Origin of the sequence: Paenibacillus agaridevorans (genome assembly GCF_018604145.1) — a bacterium.
GTDB lineage: Bacteria > Bacillota > Bacilli > Paenibacillales > Paenibacillaceae > Pristimantibacillus > Pristimantibacillus agaridevorans.
In genome coordinates, this window is sequence record NZ_CP075889.1 from 4,906,700 (window position 1) to 4,921,716 (window position 15,017).

General features: G+C 53.1%; 8 protein-coding genes. 2 read left to right on the forward strand and 6 right to left on the reverse strand.

Annotated features, from left to right (window positions below; translation table 11 throughout):
- Positions 1-9: 9 nt before the first annotated feature.
- The 4 genes from KJW29_RS20025 to galU all read right to left on the reverse strand — a co-directional run bounded on the left by KJW29_RS20025 (position 10) and on the right by galU (position 8,819).
- Positions 10-4,704 (reverse strand): S-layer homology domain-containing protein, encoded by a 4,695-nt coding sequence (locus tag KJW29_RS20025; protein WP_214625886.1) that lies wholly within the window; start codon positions 4,702-4,704, stop codon positions 10-12.
- Between the two features lie 478 nt (positions 4,705-5,182).
- Positions 5,183-6,298, reverse strand: coding sequence for a S1C family serine protease (locus KJW29_RS20030; protein ID WP_246608298.1), 1,116 nt, complete (start codon positions 6,296-6,298; stop codon positions 5,183-5,185).
- 11 nt (positions 6,299-6,309) lie between these two features.
- A complete protein-coding gene (locus KJW29_RS20035; protein WP_214625888.1) occupies positions 6,310-7,599 on the reverse strand; it encodes an FxLYD domain-containing protein in 1,290 nt (429 codons plus the stop codon).
- 338 nt (positions 7,600-7,937) lie between these two features.
- A complete protein-coding gene (galU, locus tag KJW29_RS20040) occupies positions 7,938-8,819 on the reverse strand; it encodes a UTP--glucose-1-phosphate uridylyltransferase GalU (RefSeq protein WP_087569829.1) in 882 nt (293 codons plus the stop codon).
- A gap of 256 nt (positions 8,820-9,075) precedes the next feature.
- Here galU and trxB point away from each other — a divergent pair, with 256 nt between their 5' ends.
- Complete coding sequence (gene trxB, locus KJW29_RS20045) at positions 9,076-10,020, forward strand: thioredoxin-disulfide reductase (RefSeq protein ID WP_214625889.1); 945 nt, start codon at positions 9,076-9,078, stop codon at positions 10,018-10,020.
- A gap of 707 nt (positions 10,021-10,727) precedes the next feature.
- Positions 10,728-11,180 carry a Dps family protein gene (locus KJW29_RS20050; protein WP_087569831.1) on the forward strand — a complete coding sequence of 151 codons (453 nt, stop codon included), beginning with the start codon at positions 10,728-10,730 and terminating at the stop codon, positions 11,178-11,180.
- 365 nt (positions 11,181-11,545) lie between these two features.
- On the opposite strand, the gene KJW29_RS20055 is transcribed toward KJW29_RS20050, so the two are convergent.
- Complete coding sequence (locus tag KJW29_RS20055) at positions 11,546-14,293, reverse strand: ABC transporter permease (RefSeq protein ID WP_214625890.1); 2,748 nt, start codon at positions 14,291-14,293, stop codon at positions 11,546-11,548.
- A complete protein-coding gene (locus KJW29_RS20060; protein ID WP_087569833.1) occupies positions 14,290-14,976 on the reverse strand; it encodes an ABC transporter ATP-binding protein in 687 nt (228 codons plus the stop codon). Before KJW29_RS20060 ends, KJW29_RS20055 begins: the two co-directional genes overlap by 4 nt.
- Between the last annotated feature and the right edge of the window lie 41 nt (positions 14,977-15,017).

Below are 15,017 nucleotides of genomic sequence, written 5' to 3' on the forward strand. Positions count from 1 at the left end.
ACGTCCATGTTATCTCCTTCCCCCATATGCGGCCTGAATATCGCCATACGCCCAATGATCGCTCGGCACGTCGGGCCAGAGAGGATCAGCATGAACATTTGGCTCTACGCCAAGCAACGCGTTGATCATAACAACCGCTTCGGCTCGTGTCAACGGCCGATCCGGACGGAAGGTGCCGTCTTCATACCCCTTCACGAGTCCGCTCGACTTCAAACGCGTTACGGCGTCGCTTGCCCAATGTCCCTCCATATCATGGAAGGATGCCGTATCGGATGGCTTCGCGCCGTCTGAGGCCGTCTCGTCGAGAGCCAGCGCCGCCAATACGACTGCCATCTCAGCCCGCGTAACATCCCGCTCCGGCCGGAACGTTCCATCCTCATACCCTCGCACGATTCCGGATGAAGCCAACTCATCAATATAACGCTTCGCCCAGTGGCTGCCTGTGAGGTCGTAGAACGCCACCGTCTCGCCCGTCGTCCAATCTTCGCTTTTCGCTGTTGCGTTCGTCTTAGGAGCCCCCCATGCACGCACGATCATGGCTGCCATCTCGGCACGAGACACTATTCGGTCGGGACGGAACGTTCCATCCTCATACCCTTGCATATAAAGCTGGGCGTCAGCCTCATTGACCTCCCAGCCGCTCACGACCGCTGCTGAGAATGTGCTAAATCGATCGACTGTAATGGAAACGTAGACCTCGCCGGGCTCCAGTCCATATACGAGCTTGCCTTTAACCAGTTCCATGCTCCCATCGCTATGCTCGATATATACGCCCAGTTCGCTTGCCGAAGTAGAAGAAACGATATCCGGATCGAGCGGAAGCAGAAGAGTGACAGGTTTGCCCCCGACATCCGTGTCAATATCGACCGGTGTTCCAATTAACCGGATCCTGCTCCCTCCAGCACTCTCCGCGATGCCTGCATCGTTATTGGCCGCAGCTTCCAGCTTCAATCTCTCCCCGCTCGTACGCAGAGCCTTGATGCGGAATGACAGTTCTTGATTTAATCCGAGCCAGCTATCGCCAGACAGGGAGATTCGAATCTCGGCGCCGGAAAGGACCAGGGATAACCCCGCTTTCGACAGAAGTTCGGAAGCGGACTGATCCAGTTCAAGCACCCACTCTACTGCCGCTCCTCCCGTTTCGGGCATACGAATGTCAATAACCGACGCGCCGTTTGCATTCTCCGTCAAGCGGCGAGCCAGTTCCTCTCCAATAGCCAGTCTGTCTGACAGTTGACCGTCCGGTTGCTTTGTGCGAATCACATGGAAGTCAATGCCTTCAAGCGATCCATTAGAGGTTGTCCCCTCTACGACTATCGTCTCTGTGCCGCCCGTTCCCGAAGGAGGTCCGACCGGTGATTCCGGCTCGCTCGAACCGCCGGTAACGGACACAGAAACTGCATTGGACGTCACCGTCACCCCGTCAAGCGTCACTTGAACCGTCAATTGGGCAGTACCCGCTCCGACAGCCGTAACGAGGCCGTCTTCATTTACTGCTGCTACAGCGGAATTACTGCTTGCGTATGTCGTAACGGCACCGGACAAGTCCTTCGTTGTACGTCTCTGCTCCAGCAATCCTGTCGTTTCGAGCATTGCCGTTTCCCCAGCCTTGAGCTCGGTCTCCGATATCGTCAGCTGCGCCCCCGTCAGATTGAGCAGCAACTCTTCAATCGTATATTTATACAAAATAGGCGTCTCCGGATCTGTAAACATATAAAAGTTTCCGAAGTCATCCTGCGTCAGCTTGCGCACGCCGGTCGCTAATACTTCGATTTCTTTCGACCTGGCATCCACCTTAAAGAAATTGCCGCCTACAGTGGCGTATACATTGCCATCCGTTCCCGTCGTCATCGAACCGTCGATCCAGCGGCCTCGAGCATTCGGAAAAGCAGGGTCCCTATGCACGATTTCCCTCGACTCGATGTCAAAAATAAATATGGTGCCGTTCGCGAGCCCCCACACATTGTCGTCCGGGCCGATATGCAGCGCCGTAATGGCTTGTTTCCCTGCTGCTGGAACAAGCTCGAGCACCTTTTCCTTTGCTGCCACATCCCAGACGAACAGCTTGGCGTCCGTTTGCGTCGTCGCCCCGCCTTGCCCCCCGTGTATGGAAGTGCCGCCGTACAAATAACCATTTTTATACACCAAAGAAAGAATGCTTTGATCCGGAACAAGATTGGGGTAAATGTCGGGCTCTCCCCTGCTTTCCAGATCATAGACGGCAAGCGCTCCGCCCAGCATGCCGTTTTTCGGAACAGTTCCGACGAACAGCTTGTTCATATCCTCCGAACCCGCCATGCCGAACGGACGATCCTGATTGATGTCGCCCATGGTAAACAAACGACTCGGATTCAATTGCTCGGAGTTGGTGCGGTCCCAGGGTTTGGACAGGTCATATTCAAAAATGGCGGCACCCGGATAAACGCCCAGATACAGCTTGTCGTGAACAACCGTCATCCCTTCGCCTTGCCCAATCCCTTCATAGTACATGCTTTCGCCTGATGAAGGCGCATACACGCCAAGATTGCCCTGCAGGTAGCCTGCGGAATATATTTTCCCGTTCGGCCCCTTCGAAATCTCATGAATATTGACAGGCTCGGCCGGCACTTGTACGTCAGTCAGCTTGACTGCGCCCGTTTCCAAATTATATTTGAACATCTTGCCCGTGTTGCCCGACAGTCCAACAAGGCTATACCCCGGGAAACCAGGCTCATTTAACTCGACATAAGCATACGCGATTGCGGCGCCTTCGATCGAAGCTCCCGTAGTGCGGTAACTGTCCGTGTCGAGGTTATACTCGAACAGCTCTCCTCCGGTTCCGGCGAAATAAATTTTATTCGCAATCGGCGATACAGGAGAAACTCCTCGGGAGAAGTTAATGAACGTCGTCGAAAGCTCGCCCGTATCTTCATTCTCGAATTCGATCATGTCGCCGCTCTCGATATCGATAACAAACGTTTCGTTCGGGTTATTGGCCTCCTTGCGGGCAAACAGCTTGCCGTCTGCGATATTTAAATCATAGACGGACACAATATTGCCGAAGCCCTCAGGCAACAAATCGCGTTTGGCTCCCGTGGCAAGATCATACTCCACCAGGCGCGGAACATTGCCGACGCCTGCATAGATTTTATGCGTCGTTTCATCGTAGGCGGTTACGCGAGTCCACCGTTCTCCGGACGTTTGAGTCGACAGCGTTCCGTAATCGGTAAATCCTCCTCCATCCGGATCATAGGCATATAGATGAGCCGTTGGATAGGTGCTGCCATACATAATGCCGTCTTTGCCGGCGGCCATCGGATACAGGACGGAATCCTTCGACGCCAGCGGATGCCCCAAATTGATCAGTTCGTCCGAATCCGGGATATATCGGTACAGCAATCCGAGATTATACGCTCCCAGGTAAACGGAGCCGTCGCTAGACATCGTTACGGACCAGGCGCCGGACGTATCCGGCATCGGAAGACTCTTCACCACTTGTTCCGCCTCGATGTCGATCACAGTGAATATAGAAGGCGCCCCCGCAACCACCGTATATATGACATTGCGGCCATTGTTGTCCTTGCCGATAGCTCCGCGCATCAAAGTCGCTTTACGAATCTGCGGGCCCAAATTTTCTCCCACCAGCGTAATCGAATTGTCCGGAGTAGGCTCCTCCGGAATATCATGCGCGCCTCGCAGCAGCTTGATGTCGTCTACATAATAGGAATAATTTTTAGTAGGGCTTCCGGCAAACAGGATTGCCGCATATTCCGCATCATCCGGTATAGTACCTGTCACGTAATGGTCGAACCACACGTCAACCGGTTCGGATACAATACTCCAGTTTTGTTTGCCCGTATAACTGCCGTCCACCCGGAAATAACGCATATACATATCGGCTGATCCGGCCTCGATCAAAGTGCGGGCTTTGGCCGTATACGTTGCTCCCGGCTCGACCGGAACGAGGTCGCTGATCACATTAATGAACGCCCCCTGCGTGTTCCGAATGTGCAAGCTGTGCTCCCCGGAGCTTTGATGCGTATCCGTAACAGAAAAAGAATCGGCATCGGCAGGTTTCGTCTTGCTCCAACCCGGGATGGCGCCATCGACAACAGGCTGCTCCATGCCGCCGTTGACCATCTGTTTCATGATATTGACCTCGTCTACATAGAAAGTAAAAGAATTTTTTGCTCCGGTTATTAGCGCCACTTTAAGCTTGTGCCCGCCCGGCTGTACGGTAAACGGCTGCTCGATATATTGCCAATCCTCTTTGGGTGCCGTGATCGCTTGATACAGATGGAAATCCCGTCCATCGGCGCCTTTTACGAGCTGTCCGTTCGTATCGTAAACGTATACATAAAAGCCTTGAATCGATCCAAGCTCCAGATAGACCTGGGTCGAAAACAAATAAGACGTGTTTTCCTCCACATTTATCAAGCCGGATTCGATACTTATCGCCGGCTGACCTTTATCCTTGACCAAATGAGCCTTCAAACTCCGCTCACCAACATGCGCTTGCTCGTTGCTTATGACTGGATTGCCTGATCTGATCAACCAATCTGGAATTTCGCCAGCTTCTCCTGCGTTCTCAAAGCCGGCGTTCGCAATATGGTACGTTTCGCTCCCGGAGCCATGAGATACCTTACCGGTCACACCCATGGACATGGCAGCGAGCAAAAAGCAAAGCAGCAACCTCAATGGCTTGGACTTGCTTGTAAACATCATTATAAACACTCCTTTCGAAATCACGCGCCTACTTCGCTGTCTGCCTTTTTCGTCCGCCGCACCAATAGATACGTGTATATTACATGTATACAACTGATCCTGGCAGCAGTCAAGTTATATTTTGTGACATAATTAATTTTAGTAAGCGGTTGCTTTTTCCACACAAAAAAATCATGTGAGTGTTATTGACACCCTTTAAAAAGTAAGTTTGATTAGTAGACAGGTAAAAATAGGTAGGATTAGGTGGGGCTATCGTAGGCTAGTTGCTAAACAGAAGATAGGGGAACATCCCCTTTTATACGTAAAAGGACCTCGAATTCCACTGTAAGTGGAACTGAAGTCCTTTTCTCAAGGCGAAACGGCTGTCGCCGTCCTTTGGCAGAGCCGCGCATTTCATTCCGAGAATTATAGGTCAAGTATGGACATAACTTATACTTTCTTATAATTTTAAAATCCGACTTAATGCGGGGGGCTCAAATTATTTGCGTATCGCCTTGCCTTTGCCGGAGATCAGCTTAAGCTGGTCGTTTTCGTAGCCGATCCGATAGCTGACTTGATATTTGCTCAGTGCGTACTTGCCGTCTTTGCGTTCGTCGACGGATAAAATCGCCGTTACGGTCGCTTCGTTGTCCTCTGGAGAAGAGACGTGCGTATCGTCAATGACGACGTTACGAGTTGTCAAATATCCCTCGCGGAATTTGACATAGCTCGTCCCTTCCTTCCATCCTTCTCCAAGCAACGAATAAGCATACACGTAATCGCGATTGTTCAGACTGTCGTAATAATGTTTCACCAAATATTCCGCCATCTGATCCAGAGAAACATCTTGTTCTTTCTCATCGTGCGTCTCCACAACCTTCAGATTGGGAAGCCTGTCCATCGGCTGCCTGGACCATCCCTCTGCCATCGACAATACGTTCGAGATCGGTATGCTAAAGCCGATGCCTTCATCCTCCAGGCCCGCCGAATTAATCCCTAGCACGGCGCCGGTATTCATGTCGACAAGCGGACCTCCGCTGTTGCCGCGGGCGATCGGAGCGGAGATTTGGTACAAATCCTTGTACGTGTACGGCGCGATCTGGAAGCTTCGTCCGACGCCGCTTATAATGCCTGTCGTGACCGTGTTCTGGAAGCCCAGCGGGCTTCCGATCGCCATGACATCATCGCCGACTTCCCCGCGCTCATATCGCATCATGGACAGCGGCTGGGTGCCGGCAAGCTCCTTCACCCGCACAACCGCCACATCCGTTTCGGTGCTGATTCCGATAACCTCTCCATCGAGATCGCGCGCATCAGCCGTCTTCACTCGCACATGCCCGACTCCTTCCACGACATGGGCGTTCGTAATGAGATCACCCTCGAGATTGTATAGAAAGCCGGAGCCCTGCAAGCCCGTTTCCGTCTCGATCATGACAACCATCTTCTGCGTTTCAAAAATAATATCCTTTAGCGACTTCTTTACTTCGCCTACGGCGATAAGCGGAGTGCCGTTTAATTGACCCGGCACTTGCTCGTTTACCGCGTAACCCGCAGCAGCGCCTCCCGCCATAATAAGAAGGGAGCCGATGAGCGCAATCCGCCATTTGATTCCCATATCCATGCTCCTTAATCCAAATACCAAGTCTTATTATCGATAACGGCAACGACATCCCCCTCATAAATGCCGCTCACTGTCGCCGTAAATGTCATCTCTTCGCCCGGTTCGATATATTCCGGCGTTGCGCTCGCCGTTCCGCTTCCCAGCACTTCACCGGTTGAACTCTTAACGGAATAAGTAATTTCGACGCCGTAAATCGGTCTTGTAGCCTTGTTTCTGAGCTTGCCGACAACCGAAAGGTCGCCTAAATCATCCAACGAATGATCAATGCTTATGACCTCGATCGCGTCCGTCTGATTAATCAAATCTTCCTCCGCCGCGTTTTCCATCGCCTGCTGAATTCGAAGCTGCTCCGCTTGCTCATAAGCATGTTTCTCTTGCTTGACGCGCTCCTTAAGAGCTAGCAGCTCCACATCCTCCTTTGCCCAAGTCAACGCTTTGTCGCAGGCTGACAACGCACCGGAGAAGTTTTTGCGCTGGAGCAAATACTCCGTTTCGGCAATCGTTATCTTCCGTATACTGGCCAGGATAAGAGCGCGAAGCTCCTCCGCCTCCTGCCCGATTAAGCCGTTCACGACGTTCAACATTTCTCCGTGCTCCTCGATCGTCGTCAAGGCGGTCAGATCGCCGGCCAGCTCCAGCAGTGTAAGCTCCATGGAAAAGCCGTCCGCCTTCTCCTTAAGCTTGTCGTAGATCGGCTCCTTGTGTCCGTTCAGCTCGGACTTCAGATGCTCGAGCTCGCTCAGGGCAACCTCCGCATCGCCTTTGTCCAGCCTTTGCCGAATTTCAACGGACAGTCGCTCGAGCTCCGCCGCATGATGAACCGTTTCGTTATCGTCTAAAATCGCGCGAAAATCCGGCCGGGCTTTTATCGCTTGCTCGAGCAGCGCGATCGCCTCGTCGTACTGCCCGCCCAAGGCTGCCGCCCTTGCTTCGACCTGCAGCCGCAGCACGTCTTCGTTCGTTTTCAGTTCATGCTTGTAGAACAGGAAAAGCCCCGACGCAACGACAAGAACCAGCGCCGCGAGTCCGAAGAAGACGGGCCAGAGCGTCTCGCGCTTTCGTACGGCTTGCGTTCCTTCCATCGTCTCGACGTCTCCCGGGAACTTCGTTTCTTTCGTATCGATCCGATTCCCATCCGCTATTTCCAGCGATGCCGCACTCTCCTGCTCCGCCAATCCGACCGCGCCGTGATCCCCTTGTTCCACTTGAATCGTTATGGCATGAAGCCTTCTTCCGCATTGGCTGCAGAACCTTGCATCCCTTGCGTAGCTTCTTATACATTGATGGCAATACAAGTAAGTCATCTCCCAGCCCAGTAACTCTCTCTATCTCTCTATTCTAGCTCAAACAGTAAAAAATCACCATTTCAAAATAGTGGCAGGCTTTCGACTCAGCGTTCTCCCTGCAGCCTGCCGCAACAAGGCGAAACGGCTGTGGCTTCCTTTGGCGGCGGGACGCGTTCTGTTCAGTTTTTTTGCAAAAAGACAGCCGACGCGGCGCTGAGCCATGAGCGACTGTCCCTTTAAGTGCGAGTTCAAAACTTCTATGGCTTAGAGGCCGCAGCCTGTAACGAGTCTTCGAGAAAGACACTCTACAAACAGTCTTTTTCTCTTAGACAGTCGACCGAGCCGTTTTAAGATTCCTTCGGCAAGCCCAGACTCTCCAGCATATAACGCCTCACATCCGCGGACAAATCATCCCGCTCCAAAGCGAAATCGATCGTCGCTTGCACGAAGCCCAGCTTGTCGCCGACATCGTGCCTGCGGCCATCGAAGCGGAATGCCGTCAGCGAAGACAATCGGTTCAGCTCTTGCAAGCTGTCGGTCAATTGAATTTCTCCTCCTTTGCCAGGCTTCGCGGCTTCCAGCAAGCCAAAGATGGACGGATGCAGCACGTAACGTCCCACTACCGCATAATTGGATGGCGCTTGACCTGGCGCCGGCTTCTCGATAATATTTTTAACTCTGGCTACTCGGCTCCCTTGCTCGATGTCCACGATACCGTATTTATGAGTCTGATCCCAGGGCACTTCCATAACCGCTACAACGGATGATTGCTCCTGCTCGTAAATTTCGATCATTTGCTTCAGGCAAGGCGGGTTCGAGGTCAATATGTCGTCGCCGAGCAGTACCGCAAACGGTTCGTCCGCGACGAACCTGCGAGCGCACAATACGGCATGCCCAAGCCCGAGCGGCTCCTTTTGCCTGACATAATAAATATCCGCGAGCTGCGAAATTTCTTTGACGATGGCAAGCATCGTCTCGTTATTGCGCGCTTCCAGCTCCGCCTCCAGCTCGAATGACTTGTCGAAGTGATCCTCGATCGCTCGTTTGTGCCGGCCGCTTACGATGACGATGCTGTCGATCCCGGAACGAACGGCTTCCTCTACAATGTATTGAATGGCCGGCTTGTCGATCAGCGGCAGCATCTCTTTGGGCTGCGCTTTCGTTGCCGGCAGGAACCGCGTGCCGAGTCCTCCCGCAGGTATGACGGCTTTCCGGATTGATGTACTCATACGCAATTCGCTGCTCCTCTCTTAAAGACGGTTGCGACTGGCAATCAACGTCTTATTCTCTGTCTCCATCATACTCGTTTTGGGATGAAATCGCCAATTCGAAGCCTTGTATTTTGACGGCTGGCTCCATTCTATCGAAGATAAGATGAAGGTTGGATGAACTGTATTGACTTATGTTACAGTTTGTAATAATTTTAAGGTAACACTTGCGCAAAAACGCGCGAAAAGAGAGAACATCATACTGGAGGTAACGATTATGCACAAAACCATTATTATCGGAACAGGTCCTGCAGGCTTGACGGCGGCCATCTATCTCGCCCGCGCCAACATGGAGCCCCTCGTCATCGAGGGCTGGCAGCCTGGCGGCCAGTTGACAACAACAACAGAGGTCGAAAACTTTCCCGGTTTCCCGGATGGCATCCTCGGAAGCGAGTTAATGGACAATATGCGAAAACAAGCGCAGAAGTTCGGCGCTACGTTCAAGATGGGCTCCGTCAAGAGCGTCGACTTCGGCAAGCGGCCTTATACGCTTGAAGTTGAAGGACTTGGGCAGCTGCAAGCAGAATCCATCATTATCTCGACAGGCGCGTCCGCCAAGTATCTCGGCATTCCCGGAGAGCAGGATAATATCGGTCGCGGCGTCAGCACTTGCGCCACTTGCGACGGCTTCTTCTTCCGCGGCAAAAAGCTGATCGTCATCGGCGGCGGCGACTCCGCCATGGAGGAAGCAAGCTTCTTGACCCGCTTCGCCACCGAGGTTCGCGTTGTAAACCGTCGCGAGGAGCTGCGCGCTTCGAAAATCATGCAGGATCGCGCCCGCTCCAACGAAAAGGTAGCCTGGAGCCTGAACCGTACGCCGCTGGAAGTCGTAGCCGGCGAGAACGGACTGCAAGGCCTGAAGGTCCGTAACAACGAGACCGGCGAAGAAGAGCTGCTGGAAGCGGACGGTGTATTTGTCGCCATCGGCCATACGCCGAATACAGGCTTCCTTGGCGGACAGATCGAGACGGATGCTCAAGGCTACATTTTGGTGAAGCCGGGCACTTCCGAGACGAACATTCCCGGCGTGTTTGCTTGCGGCGACGTGCAGGATACCACCTATCGCCAAGCAATCACGGCCGCTGGCAGCGGTTGTATGGCCGCTTTGGACTGCGAACGTTACCTTGAAGCGCAGGCTCACGAAGCTGCGGCGCTCGTTTAATTTTCGGATTCGCGTCTGGCTCGGACTTATCCAGCGAAGGATGCAGCCTCGGCTTTAATGCGGAGGTTGTATCCTTTTTTCGTGCTCGTACAACCACCCTTCCACACTACCATCGCCCCCGCCTGCTAGAGCCCCATTGTACTCGCTTTTTCATACCCATTCGCCCTTCACCGCCTGCCTGCATCCCATTGTACTCGCTTTTTCATACACATTCGCCCCTCACCGCCTGCCAGCGCCCCAATGAACTCGCTTTTTCATACACATTCGCTCGCCCAGGCCCGTCCCGCCCCATTGTACTCGCTTTTTCATACACATTCGCCCGTCACCGCCTGCCAGCGCCCCATTGTACTCGCTTTTTCATACACATTTGCTGGTCCAGGCCCGTCCGCGCCCCATTGTACTCGCTTTTTCATACACATTCGCCCGTCACCGCCTGCAAGCGCGCTGGCGAATGCAGATAACGATTAAAGCCTTGACATCCAGCCTCTAATTTGTAATAATTATAAATAAGGAATTGATCTAATTATACTATCCAATCTCTTGCAGCCCCAATGCATACACCCGATCACAGTAGAGCAAACTAGTCGTTGGATTGAAATGATATGTTTTCCTATTGCAGGATATCCAAGGAAACAAGGTTTCACTGCCGCTATTCCGGTTTACTTATATGAAATAACCAATCTCAACAATCGAAAGGATGAAAAAACATGACTACCAAAACAACAAAAACCGTCCAACAACATCTCAATCGGCAGATCGCCAACTGGAGCGTTCTCTATATTAAGCTTCACAACTACCACTGGTACGTAAAAGGCTCGCAGTTCTTCACGCTCCACGCGAAGTTCCAGGAGTTCTACGAGGAGGCGGCGCTGCATGTCGACGAGATCGCGGAACGTCTCCTAGCGGTGAAAGGCAAGCCAATCGCGACAATGAGCGAGTACTTGGAGGAATCCACCGTTAAGGAAGCCAGCGGCAAAGAATCCGCTGAAGGAATGGTCGACCAACTCATCAAGGACTTCTCGACGGTTATCGACGAGCTTAAGGAAGGTATGGAGGCCGCACAGGAAGCCGGCGACGAAACAACGGCCGATATGCTCCTCGCCATCCATACTTCTCTGGAGAAACATGTGTGGATGCTGAACGCGTTTAATGGCAAATAAGAGCGAGAAGGAATACGAGCTGAGCCCCTACTTTCTGGTGACGCAGCTTGTTTCACTTAACTCCAGGCACCGCGAAAGTAAACGGAATTGGCGTCGAAACCTCCCTTCACTTTCGTAGGTATCAGAAGAAGGTACAAGAACTAAAAATTTTTAGAATTTCAAGAAGACGAGCATCGCGGTTTAAGCGCGATGCTCGTCTTTTGGTTGCCACATGAGAAATCCTCTATCGAGGTTTTTCGAAGATGAGCGGACCGCGTTTAAGGGTAGGATTTATCGCCAATAAGAAAGCCGTTTTCGAGGGCCGAAAACTTATACTTTCTTATGTGGTAAGAAATTCCCGAGCTTAAAGGAATTCATGATTAACCCTACTCGTCATTGCTCCGAAGTCCCTCCGCCGCCTTCAGCTTTAAAGCCGCTCTTGCTGGCGCAATATTGACGAGCACCGAGAGCAGCAGAAGCCCGAGCATGATCGGCAAAATGATCTCATAGAGGTAGGACGGCTCGAACGCCATATAATCCGGCATATCCCGCCTCGCAGCTTGCGTAAACAATAAAGCGCCGCTGGCGCCGATGCCCCAACCGGTCAGCAGACCGGCTGCGCTGATAACAATACCTTCGAGCATAAACATCCAATAGATTTGTTTGCCAGGCACGCCGATGCAGCGCATCATCGCGATCTGCCGGCCTCTTTCTCTTACTGTCCGATACTGAACAACCGCGAGTCCCATCAAGCTGATGATCCCGGAGAATACCGCGCAGCCTACGAAACCGATGCCTAACTGCTTGTTCATCAGATACTCCGCGCTATTATTCAGATAAGGCACCGTAAATCCCAGTACCCCGTTTAAAGCGAATCGATCCTCCAACTGTTGGGCGAGCTCGACGTCCCGATAATCGAAATCGAATAAGACGAAGCCTAGCGCCCTCTGATTTTCCCATTTGAAGCCAAATGCCTTAAGTTCGTCCACGACATCCGCGTGCATAAAAGTCTCGCCGTAATAATCGATGACGTGAAGATACGCCTCTTTCTGGAGGAATCCCGCTACGGTGAGTGATTTCTCGAACAACAGCACTTTGGGTTCATCCATTGCTCTAAGCTTTTTGTATTCATACACCGGGAACGCAGCAGTGTCGCCCGCCTTTAGTCCGGGTTTAAAGACATCGTCTCTCGTCTTGTAAAAGTACGGCAGCATAATATAACCGGGATCATTCAACACCGCTTCCCAAGCTTCCTCGTCGCTGCCGAACCTGGGATCGCGTTCCGCCAGCGGGGGAAGCTCTCTCTTCAGCAGCTCCTCCGTTACGGGCAAGATGGCTTGCGCCACCCAATCCGGCGTCATTTCGATCATAAACGGCTCAGAAATCATGTGAGCGTCCACATGCTCGGAGATAAAATCATCCCCGGCCGCCACGGACAAAATATGCTCCCGCTCCGACTCCGACTGGTATGAAGCATATCCGCCGTTGCCCAGCACCGTCTGCGGGGTCTGGCTGACGTCGCCCGATGCCGTTATCAATCCCATGATGGTCACCGTAAACGTCACGATCATCATGATCAAAGCGAATAATAACGCCGTCGTGTACGTTCTTCCGGATTGGCTGCGGGGATACTTCGTCGCAAGCATGACCGAGAGAGGCGGAATCCCCAGCCGCCCGAACAACCTGCTCAGAGGCCCGCTCATGATGGACAACAGCCGTATGAGGAGGAACAAGAGGAAGCAACATGCGCCTAACCACGAGACGCACACCCACAACAAGTTTCCCCCGCTCATATCCGGTGTCTCGACAAATGCCAGATAGAAGTGAATCACCGTGAAATAGACCCCTGCCCCTGTCAGTACCCATCCGAACAAACGATGCTTGTATCCTTTTCGTACCAGCCGCTCGCCTCCGCCGCGCAGCGCTTCGACTACCGGGAACCGGCCAGCCTTGCGTGCGGCGAATGCGGATACGACAGCCAGGAAAACGAAGATGGATATAAAGAGCAATACCGCGCCAACTATCGAGAGATGCGGATGAATTGGAATATGCATGCCCGTCATCCGTTGCAAAACGTCGCTGTACGTACCGTAGAACAGAGATACCAGACCGTATCCTGCGCCTATTCCGATAAGCGAGCCGACTAAGGCGCTAAGCAACGACAAGAGCAACGCTTCGGCCGCAAACATGGCGCCAATCTGACCGGGAGACAAACCGATCGCTCGCAGGACGCCGTACATGCCCCTTCTCGACTCCGAGATCATAACGAGCACTTGCCGCATGAAGATCAGGCTGGAAGCAATGGCTACCAAGCTGATTATCCCGATGATGATGGTGAAATTTAATCTTTCGAGTTTGTCACGATAATCGGCCTTCAAATAATGAATCTCGTAATTCAGCTCCGGAAGGATGAACATCGCTCTGTCAGGCAGGGAATCATTAACCGTCCCCGTCCATATAGCGGGATAGATGCCCTCGCCGATCTTCGCAATCTCGCGCGCCAGCGCCTCCGATACGATCGCCGTGCCGCCATAGGCGCCGTAATCCCTGAAGCCCGTCAAACCTTGCTCCGGCGTTATTTCGCGAACGCGCAGCAGCTTGGAGCCGTCCGAGGCGATGAGTTCCAACGCATCGCCGGCCGCAACGCCGAGCTGCGACGCCGTCTCCTCGTTCAGAATGACCTCGTTTTCACCAATGCCGCGGCTCCACAGCTCCTCTCTTGCTGAATCGAACCTCGCCGCCTTCTCCATAGAGAAGCCAAGGACCAGCACCGACTTCAGCACTCCGCCCTCTTCGCCATTTGAGTCAAGAGCCCGGAGCGTCGCCTCCGTACCGATATAAGGCAACACCCGATGGTCGGTCGATCGTTCGTCCACGTATTTCTCCAGCACGGCGACTTGTTCTGAGGTAAATCCGGCAGAAAGCTGCTCCTCCGGCGTCAGCTTCGAACTGATAGGGCCCAGCCTCGTCTCTATCCACCGTTCTCCGCTAATGCGGACGGAATCGTAATTAACAAAGCTGACCGCGATGAGCATCGCGCCGATCGCCCCTGCCGCGATCGTTAGCAGCGTCTGCTTCCATTGCTTGCGGAGATTGCTCCACGCCATCCGCCATACGATGCCGGAGCCGATCATAATCCGTTTCCTCCGTCATGAACGATTCTGCCGTTCTGCATCCGGATTGTACGATTCATGCGCGACGCGATGCCCGGATCATGCGTGACGACCGCGATCGTCGTTCCGTAATGGCGATTAAGCATTTCCAGCAGTCCGATGATTTGCTCCGCCGTATCCGTATCAAGCGCGCCGGTAGGCTCGTCCGCCCATATAATGTCCGGTCTTGCGACAATGGCTCTGGCTATGGCGACGCGTTGATTCTGTCCGCCCGACAACTGAGCCGGATAGCTGTTCTCCTTGTCCGCAAGCCCAACCTCGGACAAAGCCTCTCGCGCTCTGACTCGAGCCTTCCCCGTGGGCATGCCGGCTGCAATAAGCGGCATCGCCGCATTCTCCCACGCCGTCAGTACAGGAACGAGATGATAGGACTGGAAGACGAAGCCCATCTTCGCCAGTCTGAGCTTCGCGATTTTGGCGTCATCCCACTCATGAATCGGCGCGTCGCCGATCCATATTTCGCCGCTGTCGCATGATTCGATGCCCGCGAGAATGTGGAGCAATGTCGTTTTGCCGCAGCCGGACGGTCCCGTAATGGACACCATCTCGCCCTTGTCCAAGTTAAGCGATACTTCCCTAAGCGCCTTCGTCGCCGCGGTCCCTTTGCCGTAAGTTTTGGATAATCCTTGTACGCGAATAAACATGCTTTTCACCTCTTGTTCTGCTAATGACGTAACTGTAGCAG